The 20,528-nt window shown below is 62.5% G+C and carries 16 protein-coding genes; 11 read left to right on the top strand and 5 right to left on the bottom strand.

Going from position 1 to position 20,528, the window contains the following annotated elements; translation table 11 throughout:
• Positions 1–81: 81 nt before the first annotated feature.
• From rbfA to pnp, 4 genes are all read left to right on the top strand, one after another.
• Positions 82–525, top strand: a complete 444-nt coding sequence (gene rbfA, locus ACK4FZ_RS14805; RefSeq protein WP_144373091.1) for a 30S ribosome-binding factor RbfA — start codon at positions 82–84, stop codon at positions 523–525.
• On the top strand, positions 522–1,445 hold the full coding sequence (truB, locus tag ACK4FZ_RS14800) for a tRNA pseudouridine(55) synthase TruB (protein WP_409822131.1): 924 nt from the start codon (positions 522–524) through the stop codon (positions 1,443–1,445). The genes rbfA and truB overlap by 4 nt, the downstream gene beginning before the upstream one ends.
• A gap of 72 nt (positions 1,446–1,517) precedes the next feature.
• Complete coding sequence (gene rpsO, locus ACK4FZ_RS14795; protein ID WP_144373089.1) at positions 1,518–1,787, top strand: 30S ribosomal protein S15; 270 nt, start codon at positions 1,518–1,520, stop codon at positions 1,785–1,787.
• A gap of 169 nt (positions 1,788–1,956) precedes the next feature.
• Positions 1,957–4,092: a polyribonucleotide nucleotidyltransferase gene (gene pnp / locus ACK4FZ_RS14790; RefSeq protein ID WP_409822129.1), complete on the top strand. Its 2,136-nt coding sequence runs from the start codon at positions 1,957–1,959 to the stop codon at positions 4,090–4,092.
• 197 nt (positions 4,093–4,289) lie between these two features.
• On the opposite strand, the gene ACK4FZ_RS14785 is transcribed toward pnp, so the two are convergent.
• The 3 genes from ACK4FZ_RS14785 to ACK4FZ_RS14775 all read right to left on the bottom strand — a co-directional run bounded on the left by ACK4FZ_RS14785 (position 4,290) and on the right by ACK4FZ_RS14775 (position 8,299).
• Positions 4,290–5,954 carry a cation acetate symporter gene (locus tag ACK4FZ_RS14785; RefSeq protein ID WP_409822127.1) on the bottom strand — a complete coding sequence of 555 codons (1,665 nt, stop codon included), beginning with the start codon at positions 5,952–5,954 and terminating at the stop codon, positions 4,290–4,292.
• Positions 5,951–6,262 carry a DUF485 domain-containing protein gene (locus tag ACK4FZ_RS14780; RefSeq protein WP_409822125.1) on the bottom strand — a complete coding sequence of 104 codons (312 nt, stop codon included), beginning with the start codon at positions 6,260–6,262 and terminating at the stop codon, positions 5,951–5,953. The genes ACK4FZ_RS14785 and ACK4FZ_RS14780 overlap by 4 nt, the downstream gene beginning before the upstream one ends.
• Positions 6,263–6,658: 396 nt before the next feature.
• Complete coding sequence (locus ACK4FZ_RS14775) at positions 6,659–8,299, bottom strand: acyl-CoA synthetase (protein WP_409822123.1); 1,641 nt, start codon at positions 8,297–8,299, stop codon at positions 6,659–6,661.
• 175 nt (positions 8,300–8,474) lie between these two features.
• Between ACK4FZ_RS14775 and ACK4FZ_RS14770 the strand changes: the two genes are divergently transcribed.
• Entirely contained in the window at positions 8,475–10,511 is a 2,037-nt protein-coding gene (locus ACK4FZ_RS14770) for a PAS-domain containing protein (RefSeq protein WP_409822121.1), read from the top strand.
• Complete coding sequence (locus ACK4FZ_RS14765) at positions 10,493–11,236, top strand: response regulator transcription factor (protein WP_240802179.1); 744 nt, start codon at positions 10,493–10,495, stop codon at positions 11,234–11,236. Before ACK4FZ_RS14770 ends, ACK4FZ_RS14765 begins: the two co-directional genes overlap by 19 nt.
• Positions 11,237–11,240: 4 nt before the next feature.
• Here ACK4FZ_RS14765 and ACK4FZ_RS14760 read toward each other — a convergent pair whose 3' ends face one another.
• Together ACK4FZ_RS14760 and ACK4FZ_RS14755 are read right to left on the bottom strand one after the other, a co-directional pair.
• The gene (locus ACK4FZ_RS14760; protein WP_144373084.1) at positions 11,241–12,281 is read right to left on the bottom strand and encodes an oxidoreductase; all 1,041 of its coding nucleotides are present in this window, start codon (positions 12,279–12,281) and stop codon (positions 11,241–11,243) included.
• A gap of 94 nt (positions 12,282–12,375) precedes the next feature.
• A complete protein-coding gene (locus ACK4FZ_RS14755) occupies positions 12,376–13,359 on the bottom strand; it encodes a response regulator transcription factor (RefSeq protein ID WP_409822119.1) in 984 nt (327 codons plus the stop codon).
• A gap of 510 nt (positions 13,360–13,869) precedes the next feature.
• Between ACK4FZ_RS14755 and ACK4FZ_RS14750 the strand changes: the two genes are divergently transcribed.
• The 5 genes from ACK4FZ_RS14750 (at position 13,870) to astB (ending at position 20,067) form a co-directional block, all read left to right on the top strand.
• Positions 13,870–15,090 carry an aspartate aminotransferase family protein gene (locus tag ACK4FZ_RS14750; RefSeq protein ID WP_144373082.1) on the top strand — a complete coding sequence of 407 codons (1,221 nt, stop codon included), beginning with the start codon at positions 13,870–13,872 and terminating at the stop codon, positions 15,088–15,090.
• 105 nt (positions 15,091–15,195) lie between these two features.
• Complete coding sequence (gene aruF / locus ACK4FZ_RS14745; protein ID WP_144373081.1) at positions 15,196–16,233, top strand: arginine/ornithine succinyltransferase subunit alpha; 1,038 nt, start codon at positions 15,196–15,198, stop codon at positions 16,231–16,233.
• Complete coding sequence (gene astA, locus ACK4FZ_RS14740) at positions 16,230–17,261, top strand: arginine N-succinyltransferase (protein WP_409822117.1); 1,032 nt, start codon at positions 16,230–16,232, stop codon at positions 17,259–17,261. The genes aruF and astA overlap by 4 nt, the downstream gene beginning before the upstream one ends.
• Positions 17,261–18,721, top strand: a complete 1,461-nt coding sequence (gene astD, locus ACK4FZ_RS14735; protein ID WP_144373079.1) for a succinylglutamate-semialdehyde dehydrogenase — start codon at positions 17,261–17,263, stop codon at positions 18,719–18,721. The genes astA and astD overlap by 1 nt, the downstream gene beginning before the upstream one ends.
• Entirely contained in the window at positions 18,718–20,067 is a 1,350-nt protein-coding gene (astB, locus tag ACK4FZ_RS14730; RefSeq protein ID WP_409822114.1) for an N-succinylarginine dihydrolase, read from the top strand. Before astD ends, astB begins: the two co-directional genes overlap by 4 nt.
• The last annotated feature ends 461 nt before the right edge of the window (positions 20,068–20,528 follow it).

The following is a 20,528-nucleotide window of genomic DNA, read 5'->3' as shown; positions in this document are numbered from 1 at the left end:
ACTCGCCTTTTCCTGTTTATCGCCACCGCAAACACGGCAGCAGACGCTGTCGCCCGCTTTGCCGTGGCCGGGAGTTGAAACATGGCAAAAGCCAAAAAAGGGTTTTCCCGCTCGGACCGCGTGGCCGAGCAAATCCAGCGCGAGCTGGCCGAAACCATCCGCAAGGGTCTGAAAGACCCGCGCGTGGGCTGGGTAACCATCACTGCGGTAGACGTGACCCGCGACTACTCGCACGCCAAGGTGTTTTACACCGTGATGGAAGAAAGCAAGCGCGAGATCACCCAGGAGGCGCTGGACAGTGCTGCCGGTTACCTGCGTAACGAACTGGGCAAGCAGATCCGCCTGTTCAGCATGCCGCAACTGCACTTTGTGTACGACGACTCCATCGAGCGCGGCGTGTACATGAGCCGTCTGATCGACGAGGTAAACGGCAATGCCACCACCGTGCAGCACGATGACGTGGCTGACGAGGGCGATGACGCCGCCGATGACGCCGAAGACGCAGCAGGTAGCGACAAGGCATGAGTGCACCGCGCCGCGTGAAGTTGCCGATCAACGGCGTGCTGTTGCTGGACAAGCCCTACCTGCTCAGCAGCAATACCGCGCTGCAGCGGGCGCGCTGGCTGTACAGCGCGGCCAAGGCCGGCCATACCGGCGTGCTGGACCCGCTGGCTACCGGGCTGCTGCCGGTGTGTCTGGGTGAGGCCACCAAGTTTTCGTCTTACCTGCTGGATGCCGACAAGGGCTACCGCGCTACGGTGAAGTTTGGTGCGGTCACCACCACCGGCGACATCGAAGGCGAAGTGGTGCTGCAGCGCCCGGTGGCATTCGACCTGCCACAGCTGCAGGCTGCCATCGCCGCGCACACTGGCCCCATCAGCCAGGTGCCGCCGATGTATTCGGCGCTGAAGCACCAGGGCAAGGCCTTGTACGAGTACGCGCGCGAGGGCATCGAGATCAAGCGCGAGGCGCGCGATGTGGTGATCCATCGCATTGATCTGTTGTCTTTTGATGGCGACACCGCCGTGATCGACGTGCTGTGCAGCAAGGGCACGTATATCCGTACCCTGGCGCAGGACATTGGCGAGATGCTGGGCTGCGGGGCGCACCTGACCGGTCTGCGTCGCACCACCACCGGCGGCTTTCAGCTGCAGGACGCCATCACGCTGGAACAGCTGGAAGCCACGCCGCCCGAGGCGCGCGGCCAACTGCTCTTGCCGGTAGACGTGCTGGTGCAGCACTTTGCCGAACAAACGTTGGCCGCGCGTGACGCCGACCGATTTTGTCATGGCCAAGCCGTGCGCAGCGGCGAAAAGTGTGAGACAATGCGCCGTTTCCGAGTTTACCGCGAGGTGACGCGGGAATTTCTCGGTCTGGCAGAGGCAAGAGACGATGGTCTGTTGCACCCGGTCCGGGTCTGCGCTGCTCCGGCAGCCACTGTGTGAAGTGTGAATGGGTCACGGCTCGTCACACTTGTCGGGCTTCACCGCCCTAAACCGATATTGGAGTAATTCCTCATGGCAATGAACGCCGAAAAAAAAGCAGTCATCGTTAAAGATTTCCAGCGCAAAGAAAACGACACCGGTTCCACCGAAGTTCAAGTGGCACTGCTGACCGCTCGTATCAATGACCTGACTCCGCACTTCAAAGCCAACACCAAAGATCATCACAGCCGTCGCGGCCTGCTGAAACTGGTGAGCCGTCGTCGTCGTCTGCTTGACTACCTCAAGCGCACCGATGCTGAAGGCTACCGCGCTCTGATCGCTCGTCTGGGTCTGCGCAAGTAATCGGTTTGAATTCGGAAAAGTCGCAGCCCGTCTGCGACTTTTTCGTTTCTGCAGTACCTGTTTTACGCATCTATTGAGTCAACGGGGGGAGCCTCTATAAATCCGCATCCAGCAGGTGCTGATTGATAGGGGTTCCCGTTGCATAAAGTACCTATAAAGGGCACCTCAAGTGTTTAACAAAGTAAGCAAGTCGTTCCAGTACGGCAACCATACCGTCACTCTGGAAACCGGCGAAGTAGCACGCCAGGCTTCTGGCGCCGTATTGGTATCGGTGGAAGACACCGTGGTTCTGGTGTCGGTTGTCGGCTCCAAAAACGTCAAGCCGGGCCAGGATTTCTTCCCGCTGACCGTGGACTACCTGGAGCGTACCTACGCTGCCGGCAAAATCCCGGGCGGTTTCTTCAAGCGTGAAGGTAAACAGTCCGAAAAAGAAATCCTGACCAGCCGCCTGATCGATCGCCCGATCCGTCCGCTGTTCCCGGAAGGCTTCTACCACGACGTACAAATCGTGGCCACCGTGATGTCGCTCAACCCGGAAGTGGATTCCGACATTCCGGCCATGATCGGTGCCTCCGCTGCGCTGGCCATCTCCGGCCTGCCGTTCAACGGCCCGATCGGTGCGGCTCGCGTGGGCTACGCCAACGGCGAATACATCCTGAACCCGACCAAGACCGAACTGCTGACCTCGGAAATGGACCTGGTGGTTGCCGGTACCGAACGTGCCGTGCTGATGGTGGAATCGGAAGCCAAAGAGCTGTCCGAAGCCGTGATGCTGGGCGCCGTGGTATTCGGTCACGACCAGATGCAGGCTGCCATCACCGCCATCAACGAGTTTGCTGACGAAGTGAACCCGGTAATGTGGGACTGGGAAGCGCCGGCCAAGAACGAAGCGCTGATCGCCCAGATCCGTGACATCTCCGGCGAAGCCATCGCCAACGCCTTCCGCATCCGCCAGAAAGGTGCCCGCTCCGAAGCGCTGAACGCTGCCTGGGCTGCCGTGAAAGCCGCGCTGATCACCGAAGACACCGACACCCTGGTGGCCAACGAGATCAAGGGCATCTTCAAGTCGCTGGAAGCCGAGATCGTTCGCGGTCAGATCCTGTCCGGCGAGCCGCGTATCGACGGCCGCGACACCCGCACCGTGCGCCCGATCGCCATCCGCACCGGCGTACTGCCGCGCGTACACGGCTCCTCGCTGTTCACTCGTGGCGAAACCCAAGCCATCGTGACCACCACCCTGGGCACCAAGCAGGACGAACAGATCATCGACGCGCTGGCCGGTGAATACACCGACCGCTTCATGCTGCACTACAACTTCCCGCCGTACTCCACCGGTGAAGCTGGCCGCATGGGCCCGCCGAAACGCCGCGAAATCGGCCACGGCCGTCTGGCCAAGCGTGCACTGGCACAGGTGCTGCCGGCGGAAGACGAATTCGGCTACACCATGCGTGTGGTGTCCGAGATCACCGAATCCAACGGTTCGTCCTCGATGGCCTCCGTATGCGGTGGCTGCCTGGCGCTGCTGTCCGCCGGTGTACCGCTGAAAGCCCACGTGGCCGGTATCGCCATGGGCCTGATCCTGGAAGGCAACCGCTTTGCCGTGCTGACCGACATCCTGGGTGACGAAGATCACCTGGGCGACATGGACTTCAAGGTAGCCGGTACCGCCGCTGGCGTGACCGCCCTGCAGATGGACATCAAGATCCAGGGCATCACCAAGGAAATCATGCAGATCGCGCTGGAGCAGGCGAAAGAAGGCCGTCTGCACATCCTGGGTCACATGAAAGAAGCCATCGAAGGCCCGCAAGAGCTGTCCAGCCACGCGCCGCGCCTGTACGTGATGAAGATCAACCCGGAGAAAATCCGTGAAGTGATCGGCAAGGGTGGCGAAACCATCCGCGGCATCACCAAGGACACCGGTTGCGAGATCAACATCGAGGAAGATGGCACCATCACCATCGCCTCCGTGTCGAACGAAGGCGCCGAAGCGGCCAAGAAGCGCATCGAAGAGATCACTGCCGAAGTGGAAGTGGGCAAGGTTTACGAAGGTCCGGTCGTGAAGATTCTGGACAACAACGTGGGCGCCATCGTGTCCATCATGCCGGGCAAGGATGGTCTGGTACACATTTCGCAGATCGCTCACGAGCGCATCAAGAACGTGTCCGACTACCTGAAAGAAGGCCAGATCGTGAAAGTGAAGGCCATCGAGATGGATGACCGCGGCCGCGTTCGCCTGTCGATCAAGGCCCTGCTGGACAACCCGAACGCCAGCCAGGGTGACCTGGGTCTGAAGTCCGGCGCCTAAGCAGCGATCAAGCCGTACCGCAAGGTACGGCTGCCAGATGTAAACCGCCTGTTGCCTGTGCAGCAGGCGGTTTTGTTTTGCGGTGACGCGGCGGCGGCCAACGTTGGCCGCACAAGGCAAAAAGCCCCGCCGGCGATGCCGGCAGGGCCACGTAGCGAGCCTGCCCCCACCGGCGATGCCGGTAGGGGCAGCGTGGTTTAGTGATTGTGCGCCGCTGCCGCACCGTGACCGGTTTGTGCGCGTACGAATTGCTCGTCAAAGCGGGCGCGTTCGGTAGCGGCTGCCTGGCTGCGGTCCAGCAGCGATACGATCACGCTGACGGCAAAGGCCAGTGGCATCGAGAACAGCGCCGGATGCTCGTACGGGAAGATGGCCTCTTCGTAGCCCAGCACCGTCACCCATACCGCCTTGGACAGCACCACCAGCGTTACCGCCGAGATCAGGCCGCTAAAGCCGCCGATCAGCGCGCCACGGGTGGTGAGGTCTTTCCAGTACATCGACAGGATCAGGATGGGGAAGTTGGTGGACGCCGCCACGCCAAAAGTCAGCCCCACCAGGAAGGCCACGTTCTGCTTCTCGAACAGGATGCCCAGCACGATAGCCAGCACGCCAATGGCAACGGCGGCAATGCGCGACACCTTCAGCTCGCTCTTTTCGTCAGCCTTGCCTTTCTTGATCACGGTGGCGTACAGGTCGTGCGAAATGGCCGAGGCCCCGGCCAGCGCCAGGCCGGCTACTACCGCCAGGATGGTGGCAAATGCTACTGCAGACAAAAAGCCCAGGAACAGGTTGCCGCCCACGGCCTTGGCGAGGTGCATGGCCACCATATTGCCGCCGCCTACCAGCTTGCCGCCCAGCTCGCCGCCGACAAAATACTGCGGGTCCTTGCCGATGATGGCGATGGCGGCAAAGCCCAGCGTACACACCACCAGAAAGAAAAAGCCGATGAAGCCGGTAGCGTAGAACACCGACTTGCGGGCTTCTTTGGCGTTGGGCACGGTAAAGAAGCGCATCAGGATGTGCGGCAGGCCGGCAATGCCGAACACCAGGCCCAGCGACATCGACGCTACGTTTACCGGGTCGGCCAGCATGCTGCCCGGGCCCATGATGGCATCGCCGTCTTTATGGATGCTGATGGCTTCGCGTGCCAGCGTTTCGTAGCTGAAGCCGAATTGCGACATTGCCATCAGTGCCAGTGCCGTGCCGCCGGCCAGCAGCAACACGGCCTTGATGATCTGTACCCAGGTGGTGGCGATCATGCCGCCAAAAATCACATAGGCCATCATCACCACACCTACGGCCACGACCGCAATCGGGTAATCCAGGCCAAACAGCAGCTGGATCAGCTGGCCGGCACCGACCATCTGCACGATCAGGTAGAAGCTCACCACCGTCAGCGAGCCGAAGGCGGCAAAGGTGCGGATTTTGGTCTGATCCAGCCGGTAGCTGGCGATATCGGCAAAGGTAAAGCGGCCCAGATTGCGCAGGCGTTCGGCCATCAGGAAGGTAATAATGGGCCAGCCGACAAAGAAGCCGACGGTGTAGATGAAGCCATCGTAGCCCTTGGCAAACACCATGCTGGACAAGCCCAGCAGCGTGGCCGCCGACATGTAGTCACCAGCGATGGCCAGGCCGTTCTGGAAGCCGGTAATGCCGCCGCCAGCGGTGTAGAAGTCGCTGGCAGAGCGGGTGCGGCGCGAGGCCCACCAGGTAATGCCCAGCGTCAGTACCACGAACACCATGAACATGCCGATGGCGGCCATGTTCAGCGGCTGCTTTTCTACCGCACCAGCCACGGCCGGGCCGGCCAGAGCCACTGGGCTGGCAATGGCGGCCAACAGGAAGGCAAGCGTACGCATCATGGCTGGCTCTCCTGCAAGATGGTGGCGGTCAGGCGGTCGAACTCGGTATTGGCGCGGTAAACGTAATAGCCGGTCAGTGCCCAGGTAAACACGATGATGGCGGCGCCAACCGGTACCCCCAGCGAGAGTACACCGCCAGCTTGCAAGGGCTGGTGCAGGCTGGCGGGCGCCACGGCTACTACCAGCATGAACAGGTAGTAGCTGGCCAGGGTCAGCGCGGCCAACGTCCAGGCCAAGGTGGAACGCTTTCGCACCAGGATGGCGAATTGCGGGTGTTGCCGGATGGCGTGTGAGGCTTGGGTACTCATGTTTTCTCCTGCTTCTCGGTTGTGTTGTTGCGGGGTGCCGCTCTGTGGCGGCTGCGTAGAGCGTTTGCTCCGTTATGCAGTGATGATTCCCTGCCAACCTTGCGTAACTGTGTGTGAAATGTAACGAAACATGAACGTCGTCCCGAGGCTGCCAATTACCCGCCTGGCAGGCCGTTTTAGCGTTTGGCCGCCGGGTAATAGCACGTCGTTCGTCGCACAGCTGCAACAGGCGATGGTGCGCTAGCGGGCGTACAGGCAAAAAAAGACCCCGCCGAAGCGGGGGTAAAGGGGGGAAATGTTCGCAGCGGTGCTGCGAAGCCTGCCTTGCCGGCGCGTTGCGGCCAACCAGAACACCCCTGTTGCAGGGTTGGCCGCAGGCCGAGCCGGTGCGGCTGGTTACTGGATGGCGGCAGCAGCGTTGGTTTGCTGGCGCAGCAGGAATTTCTGGATCTTGCCGGTAGAGGTTTTGGGGATGGGGCCGAAGATGATGCGCTTGGGCACCTTGAAGCGCGCCAGGTGGGCGCGGCAGTGCTCGATGACGGCGGCCTCGTCGCCGTCTACACCTTCGCGCATTTCCAGGAAGGCGCACGGCACCTCGCCCCATTTCGGGTCTGGTAGTGCCACCACGGCGGCGGAAATCACGCCCGGGAAGCGGCACAAGACGTCTTCCACCTCGATCGACGAAATATTCTCGCCGCCAGAGATGATGATGTCTTTGGAACGGTCCTTGATCTTCACGTAGCCGTCCGGCTGGATAACGGCCAGGTCGCCGGTGTGGAACCAGCCGCCAGCCAGTGCCTCTTCGGTGGCGCGTGCGTTTTTCAGGTAGCCCTTCATCACCAGGTTGCCGCGGAACATGATCTCGCCCATGGTCTCGCCGTCGTGCGGGACTTCGGTCATGGTGGCGGGGTCCATCACCGTCATGCCTTGTTGCATGGTGTAGCGCACGCCCTGGCGGCCGTTGCGCTCGGTGCGGCCGCCGATGTCCAGCGCCGCCCATTCGTCCTGCTTGGCGCACACCGACGCCGGGCCGTAGGTTTCGGTCAGCCCGTACACATGGGTGATGTTGAAGCCCAGCCGCTCCATGCCCTCGATCACCGCCGACGGCGGCGCGGCGCCGGCCACCAGGCAATGCACCTGGTGCTCGATGCCCTGTTTGCAGTCGTCCGGCGCGTTGATCAGCATGTTGTGCACGATGGGCGCACCGCAGTAGTGGCTGACACGGTGGGTCTTGATCAGGTCGAAGATCAGCCGCGGGTCGACGCGGCGCAGGCACACATTGGTGCCGACGTTGGCCGCCATCGTCCACGGGAAGCACCAACCGTTGCAGTGGAACATCGGCAGCGTCCACAGGTAGGTGGCGTGGCGCGGCATGCCCCAGTCCAGGATGTTGCAGCTGGCGTTCAGGTAGGCACCACGGTGGTGGTAGACCACGCCCTTGGGGTTGCCGGTGGTGCCGGAGGTGTAGTTCAGCGAGATGGCGTCCCACTCGTCATCCGGCAGCTGCCAGGCGTAGTCCGGGTCGCCGTCGGCGATGAAAGCTTCGTATTCGATGCTGCCCAGGCGCTGGCCGGGGCCGGCGTATTCCGGGTCGTCCACGTCGATCACCAGCGGTGGTTTGTCCAGCATCGCCAGCGCCGGGGCGATAGTGAACGAGAATTCGCGGTCGGTAATCAGCACCCGTGCCTCGCCGTGCTGCAGCATGAAGGCGATGGCTTCCGGGTCCAGCCGCGTGTTGAGGGTATTCAGTACTGCGCCGCACATCGGTACGCCAAAGTGGCAGTCCAGCATGGCCGGGATATTGGGCAGCATCACGGCCACGGTGTCACCCTTGGCAATACCGTGGCGGGCCAGTGCGCTGGCCAGGCGCCGGCTGCGCTGATAAGCCTGCTGCCAGGTGTAACGCTGGGCACCGTGGATGATGGCGGTGCGCTCGGGGTACACCGCTGCCGCGCGTTCGATATAGCTCAGCGGCGACAAGGGCACATGGTTGGCCGCAGTCTGGGGAAGGTCTTGCTGGTAGCTGTGCAGGGACATCCGCTAACTCTCCTCTGTGTGATGCTGTCGTTATCACACGATGATTGCCGCGCACCGTTGCACAAGTTTGTGGCAATTGTAACGAATGATTACAGCGCTGCTTTTCCGTCGGCAGCTGGCCTAAAATCATCCCCTGTCATCATTTGTCATGGCCGCAGGCCAGAAAACCGTCGTCATGTCGCAACAGTCACCCGCAGCCAACACTACCTTGCAGCACAACGCCTTGCTGCTGTCCGGGCTAGACCTGCTGGACCAGGGCGTTACCGTGTTCGACGCCGACCTGAAGCTGGTGGCGTGCAACCAGCGCTTTCTGGCGCTACTGGACTTCCCGCCCGAGCTGGGCAAGGTGGGTACGCCGTTCGACGCTTACATCCGCTATAACGCCTACCGCGGCGAGTACGGCCCTGGCGACCCGGAACAGCAGGTGGCCGAGCGGGTGGCGCTGGCGTGGCGTTTCGACCCGCACGATACCGAGCGTAGCCGCCCCGACGGTTCGGTGCTGCGTGTACGCGGTGAACCGCTACCGGCCGGCGGTTTTATTGCACTGTATACCGACAAGACTGAGCAACAGGCGTACGAGCGCTTGCAGCAACAGCAAAAGGCCGACCTGGAATCGCACGTGCAGGCGCGCACTGCCGAGCTGGAAGCAGCCAACCAGCAACTGCGCGAGGTCCACGCGGCCAACGAGCAGATCACCGCCGCACTGCGCCGTAGCGAAGAGCGGCTGCGGCTGATTACCGACACCATCCCGGCGCTGATCGCCTACTTTGACAAGCACCATATCTACCGTTATGCCAACAAGGGCTATAGCGACTGGTTCGGCCGCCGTAACGAACACATCGTCGGCCAGCACATCGAGGCTGCGCTGGGCAGCAAGTTCTACGCGGCGGTAGTGGCTTATGTGAACGAGGCGCTGACCGGGCGCCAGGTTACCTACGAATACACGATGCAGAAGGACGACGGCAGCCATATCTTTGCCCGCAGCACGCTGGTGCCGGAGATCGCCGCCGATGGCGAGGTGCTGGGCTGCTTCGTGCTGTCGTTCGATATCACCGAGCAGAAGCAGACCCAGTCGGCGTTGGTGCAGGCGCAAAAAATGGAGGCCGTCGGTCAGCTGTCCGGCGGCTTGGCGCACGATTTCAACAATATGCTGACCGTGGTCATCGGCAACCTGGCCGAGCTGCGCAGCCGTCACCAGCAGCAACCGGCGGTGCTGGATTATCTGGAGCCGGCACTGCAGGCCGCCGAGCGTGGGGTGTCGCTGGTACGGCGGCTGCTCACCTTTGCCCGCCAGCAGCCGCTATTGCCCAGCGCCGTCGATACCGGCAGCCTGTTGCAGGGCATGCTGCAGCTGATACGGCGTTCGCTGCCGGAAACCATCCAGCTGCAGACGCAGTGGCCGCCGCAACCGTTGTACGCGATGGCCGACCCGCACCAGCTGGAGAGCGCGGTGTTCAACCTGGTGTTGAACGCCCGCGATGCGATGCCGGACGGCGGCCAACTACAGCTGCTGGTGGATCAGCAGCCGTTGAACGAACGCGAGGCCGCCGAGCGCCAGCTGCAGGCCGGCAGCTATGTACGCTTGGAAGTGGCCGATAGCGGCGTCGGCATGGCGCCGGAAACCCTGTTGCGTGTGTTCGAACCGTTCTTTACCACCAAACGCTTTGGCAGCGGCAGCGGCCTGGGCCTGGCCATGGTGTACAGCTTTGCCCGCCAATCGGGCGGCGCCGTACACGTGGCCAGCACGCCAGGGCAGGGCACGCGCTTCGTGCTGTGGCTGCCGCAGACCGAGCCGGCCGCCCGCCCGGCTGGGCGGCTGGATTTCAGCGGCAAGGCCGGCGGGCGCGAGCGACCGCTGACGCTGCTGGTGGAAGACGACGCCGAAGTGCGCCGCGTGGTGCGGCTGCAGCTCACCAGCCTGGGCTACCCGGTGCTGGAAGCGGAAAGCGGAGACGAGGCGCTGGCCATGTTGGAGAACATCGACGACATCGGCCTGCTGCTCACCGATATCGTGATGCCAGGCCCACTGAACGGCCGTGCGCTGGCGGTGGCCGCGCGCCGCTTGCGGCCGCGCATCCGTGTGGTGCTGATGAGCGGTTACGAGGAAGGCCGCCACGAGGTGCCGGCGTTTCCGAAACTGGAAAAACCCTTTACCCCGGCCGAGTTGGCCGCATTGCTAGACGAGGTCATGTTGTGTCTGCCGCAAGCCTGAATGCCGTTGAAACCCCGCTGGCTGACAAGCTGGTGTACGTGGTGGAGGACGACCTGTCCATCGCCCGCCTGATTGCTACCATCCTGCGCGACTACCAGTTCCGCTGCGAAACCTTCCGCACCGGCGCCGCCTTGTTGCAGCGGCTGCGCCAGCAAGCGCCCGATCTGGTGATCGTCGACCTGGGCCTGCCCGACATGGACGGCATGAGCATCGTGCGCCAGGTGCGCGAGCAGCAGCGCTGCGGCGTCATCATCCTCAGCGGGCGTGGCCACGTGGGCGACCGCGTGATGGGGCTGGAAACCGGCGCCGACGACTACATCATGAAGCCGTTCGAGCCGCGCGAACTGGTGGCCCGCGTGCGCAGCATCCTGCGCCGTTGCGAGCAACCGGTGGACGCCGCGGTGCGCCAGACGCCGCGCTGCGCCAGCTTTGCCGGTTGGCGCTACGAGATGGACAGCTACAAACTGGTGGCTGCCGACGGCAGCGAGCGCACGCTCAGCGCGGGCGAAGGCCAGATGCTGCAGCGCTTTCTGGAGCGCCCCAACCGCGTGTTGCCGCGCGAACAGCTGCTGGGGCTGGATGATATGTCGCCGTACGACCGCAGCATCGACGTGCGTATCTCGCGGCTGCGGCGCAAGCTGGGCGACGACAGCTACAACCCGCGCCTGATCAAGACCGTGTACGGCGCCGGCTACCTGTTTGTCAGCAAGGTGGAGTGGGTGTAGCCGTTCAGCGTACCGATAGCGTGTGGCCTTGCGCCGCGCTGGCGATGCCCAGCTCGATCAGCTCCATCACCAGCGCAGCTTCGCTGGCCGGTACCGGGTTGGCCGCACCGTCCAGAATGGCCGCGGCGATGCCCGCGTAGTAGCGGCGGTAGTCGCCGGCCAGCATCGGCACCGCGTGGCCGTGCGGCTCGCCGTCCTGCTGCACGTAATGCAGGCCTGGCAGCGGGTCGTCCCCCCAGCCGGCAGCGCCTGGTTGGCCGCCGGCTTTCAGCTGCGCTTCCTGGGTGTCCAGCCCGTATTTCACGTAACTGCCCAGCGCACCGTGTACGGCAAAGCGCGGCGAGCCGCCGCTGACCAAGCAACTGGCCGACAGCAGTACGCGCAGACGCGGGTAGTGCAGTGTGACGTGGAAGTAATCGGTGGCGACGGCGCCGTTGCGCTGCGTGGCCAGGTCGGCGTGCAGCGCCTGCGGGGTGCCGAACAGCTGAAGCGCCTGGTCCAGCAGGTGCGGGCCCAGGTCGTACCACAGGCCGCCGCCGGCTACAGCCGATTCGCGCCAGCGCACCTGCACCTGCGGGCGGTAACGCTCGAAGCGCGACTCGAACAGGCTGATCTGGCCCAGGGTACCGGCGTCCAGCAGTTGGCGCAGGGTGAGGAAGTCGGCGTCCCAGCGCCGGTTATGAAACACCGACAGCAGGCGCTGACGCTGGCCGGCCAGCACCTGCAGCAGGCGGGCTTCGGTAGCGGTGGTGGTGAACGGCTTGTCCACTACCACGTGCTTGCCGGCTTGCAAGGCCTGTTCGGCTAACGGGAAGTGGCTGTCGTTGGGGCTGGCAATCACCACCAGGTCGATAGCCGGATTGGCCAGTGCCTGCGCCGGGTCGCTGCACACGGCCACGCCGGCTTGTTCGGCCAGTACCTGCTCGCCCTTGCTGCTGACGATGGTGTGCAGGCGGAAACGCGGTTCGGCGCGCAGCAGCGGCGCGTGAAAAGTGCGGCCGGCGTAGCCGTAACCGATCAGGGCGACGTTGAGGGGGGTAGTCATGCTTGCTCTCCATGCAGGGGCCGCACCGGCGGGCAGGGAGGCAGAGCTTGCCGCAAAAGCGCGCTGTAGGCCAGTGGCTACAGCGCGACGTGGCTCATTCCCCTGGTGTGGCGATCAGCAGCTGGTCAAAAATGCGACCGAGGCCGGTTTGTTGCTCCGGGCTCAGACCCAACGTGGCGCTGGCTGCCGGCAGGCGGCGGCGCAGGGTGACCAAGGCGCTCTGTTGGCTCTGTAGCCGTGTTTCCAGTTGCTTGATCTCGCGGTTCAGGTCGTCCAGCGCCTGGGCCCGGCCGGCAGCCACTTCGGCCAGAATGGCCAGGTGGTCGCGCAGGCGGCCACAGCGGTCTTCGTCTTCCAGTGGCATGTCGCGGATGACCAGGCAGCAGTGCGGGTAATTGAACGAGGTATTGCTGCCGGACGAGTAGATGTGTGACAGCGAGCGGGCATTGGCAATGATGCTGGCTTCCAGCGGTGTGGTCTGGCCATCGGTGGACTGCAGGTGTTCACCTTCACTGCCGTAAATCTGCAGGCAGCCGTGCAGGCCATAGGCTTCCAGTGTGGTGCAGATGGCGCCGGCGATGTCCACATAGTTACCCAGTTTGGAAACATTGCGGATGAAATCGATCAACACGCCCATTTCCGACATGGCGCTCATGGCGGTCATGGCGGCCGAAAAAGCCGTGCGGCCATTCTCTTGCAGTCGCATTTGTTCTGTGCGCTGGCGCAGCACCAGCTCTACTTTCAGTACCAGCTCGCGCGGGTCGATCGGTTTGCACAGGAAGTCGTTACCGCCAGCATCGTAACCTAGCAGCCGTTCCGACAGCTCGACATGGGCCGAGACGAACAGAATGGGCATGGCGTGATCCTGGCCGCGTAGTTGACGACACACCTCGTAACCGTCCATTTCCGGCATTTCTACGTCCAGCAGAATGACGTCAGGCACTTCTTCTGCTACGCACGCCAAGGCCTCCTTGCCGTTGGTGGCAAAACGCAGCGCGTAATGACCCTCGAAAACTCCGGCATAGAATGCACGCTGTGTCTTGCTGTCTTCCACGATCAGCAGCCTGGCTTCGGACATGCCTGTCTCCTTTGTGATTGCGACTGGTTACCGGTGACGACAAGCGGTTATCGCGCCCGCTTGCGAATGAGGGCTTAACTCTACTGCATATGCTGTAAAAGGTAGCTGCAAATTTGATACTTTGCCGCTGAAATTATGCTGCTTGGCAGTATGTAGAGCGCAGCCTGCCAGTATTCATTTTGTCATGAGCGGTAGCGTACGGTGCTGCCTTGCCGCAACTTGGTCGCCATTGGCCGGCAGGCCTGCTGGTTTTTGTCTGCAGTGGAAAGTGATGCCGTATGCCGTGCATCTGGCAAGTATCCTCTTAATATCATGAATTGAAAGGATTTTTACGTGGTGCGTATTGTTGGACAAGGCTGGTAAATGTGTAAGCCCATGTCGCAATGCGGATATGGTGCGCGCCGAGGATTCGATTAGAATCGTTGCAAGACTTGTGTAACGGCGTGTGCAAAACGCAGCACAGGCTGTAACGAACAATAATTGCGACAAATTGCAGGAAGGAACTCATCAATGAGCAAGACCGTCACTCGCGCCACTTTCGACCAGGTCATGGTCCCCAACTACAGCCCGGCCGGTTTCATTCCGGTGCGCGGTGAAGGCTCCCGCGTGTGGGACCAGGACGGCCGCGAGTTCATCGATCTGGCTGGCGGCATTGCCGTGAACTCGCTGGGCCACTGCCACCCGGAGCTGGTGGCGGCGCTGACCGAGCAAGCCGGCAAACTGTGGCACGTGTCCAACGTGTTCACCAACGAGCCGGCGCTGCAGCTGGCCAGCGCGCTGGTAGAGAAAACCTTCGCTGACCGCGTGTTCTTCTGCAACTCCGGTGCCGAAGCCAACGAAGCCGCCTTCAAGCTGGCACGCAAATACGCCGCCGACCACTTCGGCGCCGACAAGTACGAAATCATTTCCTGCACCAACTCCTTCCACGGCCGTACCGTGTTTACCGTCAACGTTGGCGGCCAACCCAAGTACGCTGAAGGTTTTGGCCCCAACCCGGCCGGCATTACCCACGTACCGTTCAACGATATCGATGCGCTGAAAGCGGCCATCTCCGACAAGACCTGCGCCGTGGTGATCGAACCGGTACAGGGCGAAGGCGGCGTGCTGCCGGCGACCCAGGCTTACCTGCAAGCCGCGCGCGAGCTGTGCGACGCGCACAAGGCGCTGCTGGTATTCGATGAAGTGCAGACTGGCGTTGGCCGCACCGGCTCGCTGTACGCCTACCAGGAATACGGCATTACCCCGGATATCCTGTCCAGCGCCAAGGGCCTGGGCGGTGGCTTCCCGATCGGCGCCATCCTCACCACCGACGCCATTGCCAAGAGCCTGGCAGTAGGCACCCACGGCACCACCTACGGCGGTAACCCGCTGGCTGCCGCCGTGGCTGGCAAAGTGGTGGAAATCGTTAGCCGCCCGGAAGTACTGGCTGGCGTGCGTGCCAAGCACCAGCGCTTTGTTGACGGCCTGAACGCCATCAACGCCAAGTACAACGTGTTCAAGGAAGTACGCGGCATGGGCCTGCTGATCGGTGCCGTGGTGTCCGACGAGTTTGCCGGCCGCGCCCGCGACTTCCTGAAAGCGGCCGAAGCCCAGCAACTGATGGTGCTGGTAGCCGGCCTGTCGGTGGTGCGTTTTGCGCCGTCGCTGGTGATCAGCGAGCAGGATATCGATGACGGCCTGGCCCGCTTCGATGCCGCCGTAGCCAGCGTGGTTGCCGCTAGCCGCAGCTAAGTTCGTCCCGTTTCATCCCAATACAAAGGAACGCCGCTGCCTGCCCGGGCAGCGGTGCGGGCCGCCCTGCGCCTGCATTCACATTACAACGAGAGAGAGGCTGACATGCTGATCGTGCGCCCTGTACGCATTTCCGATCTGCCGCATGTGGAACACATGGCGGTGGAGAGCGGAATCGGCGTAACCAGCTTGCCGAACAATCGGGAAAAGCTTTACGAAAAGATCCAGAACTCGCTGGGCGCCTTCGAACACGAGGCGATTGCGGGTACTGGACGCGAGTACTACATGTTTGTGCTGGAGGACGAAGGCCGCGTGGTCGGTACCGCCTCCATCAGCGCATCCGCCGGCTTTGAAGAGCCGTTTTACAGCTACCGCAGCGAAACCATGGTGCATGCGTCGCGCGCACTGAAGGTGAATAACCGCATCCACGTGCTGACCATGTGTCACGACCTGACCGGCCTGGTACAGCTGTGCGGTTTCTACTGCGACCCGCAGTACACAATGCGCGCTTACGAGCTGCTGTCGCGTGCCCGTCTGCTGTATATGGCGGCTGCCCGCGAGCGCTTTGGCCGCCGCATCCTGGTAGAAATGCAGGGCATGCTGGACGCCGACAACCAGTCGCCGTTCTGGGACGCCATCGGCCGCCGCTTCTTTAATATGGATTTCCCGCAGGTAGAGCAGGCCTTCGCCCAGCGCAGCAAAACCTTCATCGCCGAGCTGATGCCGACTTACCCGATCTACGTGCCACTGCTGCCAGACCAGGCGCAGAACGCCATCGGTCAGATTCACCCCGACTTCGAGCGCCCGTTCAGCATCCTGTCGCGCGAGGGTTTCGAAGCTGACGACTACATCGATATCTTCGACGGCGGCGCGGTGCTGACCGCCGAGGTAGACCAGCTGTTCAGCCTGCGCCAGCAACACACCTACGCGGTGGAAGCCGGCCCGTCGTTGCCGTCGGGTAGCCAGGAAATGCTGCTGTCCAACCATCGTAGTGGCCAGTTTGCCGCCACCCAGGCCCACGCCAGCGTGGTGGGCGACGTGATTTTCATTACCCAGGAAACCGCCCGCGCACTGGGCGTCGGCAATGGCCAGCGCCTGTGCGCCGTGCCGCTGTTGCCGGAACACGGGAGAGTACAAGCATGATGGTGATTCGTCCCGTAAAAGCCGGCGACCTGCCGGGCCTGATGGAGTTGGCGCGCAGCGCCGGTGTGGGCCTCACCAGCCTGCCGGTCAACGAAGACCGGTTGGCCGCTCGTATTGCGCGTTCCGAGCGCAGCTTCAGCGGCGAGGCCGACCTGGCCGAGCGCGGCTATGTGTTCGTGCTGGAAGACACCGCCACCGGCCGTGTTGGCGGTATCTGCGCGCTGGAAGCGGCGGTCGGCCTGAAAGAGCCCTGGTACAACTACCGTGTCGGCAACATCGTGCACGCCTCCGAAGAGCTGGGTGTGTACACCCGCCACGAGACGCTGTTCCTGTCCAACGACCACACCGGCTACAGCGAACTGTGCACGCTGTTCCTGCACCCCGATTACCGCGTCAACAAGAACGGTGGCCTGCTGTCGAAAAGCCGCTTCCTGTTTCTGGCGCAGTTCCACCAGCTGTTCGGCAAAGTGGTGGTGGCCGAGATGCGCGGCGTGTCCGACGCGGATGGCAAATCGCCGTTCTGGGAAGCGCTGGGCCGGCATTTCTTCTCTATCGAGTTCGCTGAAGCCGACTACCTGACCGGGGTAGGGCAGAAGTCGTTCGTGGCAGAGCTGATGCCCAAGTTTCCGGTATACATCGACTTCCTGCCGCCGGAGGCGCAAGCCGTCATCGGTCAGACCCACGACAACACCCGCCCGGCGGTGGCCATGCTGCACAGCGAAGGTTTCCGTTACGAAGGCTACGTCGACATTTTCGACGCCGGCCCCACGGTGCAAGCCTACGTGCAGGACGTGCGTGCGGTGCGCGACAGCCGCCTGCTGTCGGCCTGTATCGGTAGCCAGCCGGCTGGCGAGGCCGACTGGTACCTGGTGGCCAACACCGGCTACGACAACTTCCGCGTCATCCTGGCCGAGCTGGTACGTGGGGACGGCAGCGTCACCCTGAACGCCGAGCAAGCGGCGGCATTGAATATCAAAGAAGGCGATACGGTACGCGTTGTCACGCTGTCGCCCAAGGAGAGTGCATAGTGACTACCCAGTTCATTCAAGGCAGCTGGGTTGCCGGTGAAGGCGACCTGCTGAGCAAAACCAACCCCGCCACTGCCGAGCCGATCTGGCAGGGCAAGACCGCTAGCGCCGAGCAGGTTGGCCGCGCAGTGGCCGCCGCCCGCGCTGCCTTCAAACCGTGGGCGCGCCTGGGTCTGGATGCCCGCATCGCCATCATCCGCCGCTTTGGCGAACTGCTGGCGGCCAACAAGGCGCAGCTGGCCGAGATCATTGCCCGCGAAACCGGCAAGCCGCTGTGGGAAGCGCAGACCGAAGTGACCACCATGGTCAACAAGGTAGAGATCTCGATCAAGGCTTACCACGAACGTACTGGCGAGCGCAGTGCCGCCATGGGCGACGCGCAGGCGGTATTGCGGCACAAGCCGCACGGCGTGGTAGCGGTGTTCGGCCCGTACAACTTCCCGGGCCACCTGCCCAACGGCCATATCGTGCCGGCGCTGATCGCCGGTAATACCGTAATCTTCAAACCGTCAGAGCTGACGCCGTGGACGGCGCAGGAAACGGTACGCCTGTGGGCGGAAGCCGGCCTGCCGGCCGGTGTGATCGGCCTGCTGCAAGGCGCACGCGATACCGGCATTGCGCTGGCCAACCACGCCGGCATCGACGGCCTGTTCTTTACCGGCAGCTCGGCTACCGGCAACCTGCTGCACAAGACTTTCGGCGGCCAACCGGAAAAAATCCTGGCGCTGGAAATGGGCGGCAACAACCCGCTGATCGTGGGCAAGGTTGCCGAGGTGGACGCGGCGGTACATCACGTGATCCAGTCGGCCTTCATTTCGGCCGGCCAGCGCTGCACCTGCGCCCGCCGCCTGCTGGTGGCCGAAGGCGCCGAGGGCGATGCTTTCCTGGCACGCCTGGTAGAGGTGACGGCGCGGCTGAAAGTGGGCCTGTTTAATGAAGAGCCGCAGCCGTTCATGGGCTCGGTGATCTCCAATGCTGCAGCAGATGCACTGTTGGCCGCACAGGACAAGCTGTTGGCCAGTGGCGGCAAGGCACTGCTGGCCATGCGCCGGCTGTCGGACGAAGGCGCGCTGCTCAGCCCCGGTATTATCGATAGCACCGCAGCGCAGCGCCCGGACGAAGAGTTCTTCGGCCCGCTGCTGCAGGTGATCCGCTACCGCGACTTCGACGAAGCCATCGACATCGCCAACGACACCCGCTTCGGCTTGGCCGGTGGCGTGCTGTCCGACGACCGTGCGCAGTACGAGCAATACCTGCTGGAAGCGCGCGCCGGCGTGGTGAACTGGAACAAGCCGCTGACCGGCGCCTCCAGTGCTGCACCGTTCGGGGGCATTGGTGCCTCCGGTAATCACCGTCCCAGTGCCTACTACGCAGCCGATTACTGCGCCTGGCCGGTGGCGTCGCTCGAGTGCGACAGCCTGACCGTGCCGGCCCAACTTTCCCCGGGGATGACGCTATGAGCCAAGCCTTTGAAGTGAATTTCGACGGCCTGGTCGGCCCGACGCACAACTACAGCGGCCTGTCGTTCGGCAACGTGGCCTCTACCGGCAACCAGAACGCGGCGTCCAACCCGCGCCTGGCCGCCAAGCAAGGCCTGGCCAAGATGAAGGCGCTGCACGATCTGGGCTTCAAGCAGGGCGTACTGGCCCCGCACGAGCGCCCGGATGTGGCCAGCCTGCGCCGCCTGGGCTTTGGCGGCAGCGACGCTGAGGTGATTGCCCGTGCTGCCAAGGAAGCGCCGGCTATTCTGGCCGCCGCCACGTCGGCTTCCTGCATGTGGACGGCCAACGCCGCCACGGTCAGCCCGTCCGGCGATACCGCCGACGGCCGCGTGCACTTTACCCCGGCCAACCTGAACAACAAGTTCCACCGCTCCATCGAGCACCCGACCACGCGCCGCATCCTGCAAGCGATGTTTGCCGATGACAGCCGTTTCATGGTGCACGAGGCGCTGCCGGCACAGATGCACTTCGGCGACGAAGGTGCGGCCAACCATACCCGTTTCTGTCACGAATACGATGGGGCAGGGGTGGAGTTCTTCGTGTTCGGTGCGTCAGCTTTTGACAGCCGTTATCCGAAACCGGCGCGCTTTCCGGCGCGCCAGACGCTGGAAGCCTGCCATGCCGTCGCGCGCCTGCACGGCTTGAGCGAAGCAGGCGTGGTGTACGCGCAGCAAGACCCGGACACTATCGATGCCGGCGTGTTCCACAATGACGTGATCTCGGTGGGCAACCGCAATGTGCTGTTCCATCACGAGAAGTCCTTCCTGCAGCAACAGGCGGTGCTGGACGAGCTGTCGCGCAAGTTGGCCGCCGTGGGCGGACAGTTTGTGCCCATCGAGGTGCCGCAGGCCGAAGTGACGGTGGAAGAGGCCGTGAAGAGCTATCTGTTCAACAGCCAGCTGCTGTCGCGGGCCGACGGCAAGATGATCATCGTGGTGCCGGAAGAGTGCCGCAACATCGAGCGTGTGTGGGCCTACCTGCAGAAGCTGGTAGCCAGCGGCGGCCCTATCGCCGAGGTGAAGGTGTTCGACCTGAAGCAAAGCATGCAGAACGGTGGCGGCCCGGCCTGCCTGCGCCTGCGCGTTGCGCTGTCTGCCAGCGAGATCGCGGCGGTGAACCCGAACGTGATGATGAGCGAGCAGCTGTTTGGCACGCTTAATGCTTGGGTGGACCGTCATTATCGCGACCGCCTGGCGCCAGAGGATCTGGCCGATCCGCAACTGCTGCTGGAATGTCGCACCGCACTGGATGAGCTAAGCGGCATTCTGGGGCTGGGTTCGGTCTATCCGTTCCAGCTTGTCTGAACAACCGCACCGGCATGAAAAAAGCCGCAGCCTCCGGGCTGCGGCTTTTTTCATGCGACGATCAAAACCGAATACGATAGATTGTATACAAGTTGCTATTGTTGCGATTGGCGGGAAAACGAAACCAAATGCAATTATGCTTTTTCGGAAAGGAAAATTTATTGCCCACAATAAGTTGAAAAGTGAAAATTTATGAAATGCCGGTTTTATCAAAATTACATCCCGAATGCGTAATATTTTGCACTGCAATATATTGCTGTGGCGCTATTTCGACTAAAAAAATCCAATAAAATCAATAATTTGCAGAAAATTAAAAAAAATGGACAAAAAGGTGAAAACTGGCATTCCGGAAGATTGACAGTCAATTGGATACACATCCATAATCCGCTCGGCTTGCTGTCGCAGTTGACAGTCTGCAGCAGCCGGGCAACAAGATGGCATATAGAGGGTAAACCCCCAAA

The sequence above is a fragment of the Vogesella sp. genome (assembly GCF_046297735.1).
GTDB classification, from domain to species: domain Bacteria; phylum Pseudomonadota; class Gammaproteobacteria; order Burkholderiales; family Chromobacteriaceae; genus Vogesella; species Vogesella urethralis.
The sequence above is the reverse complement of the archived record's forward strand: the minus strand, read 5'-3'. Positions and strand labels throughout refer to the sequence as shown.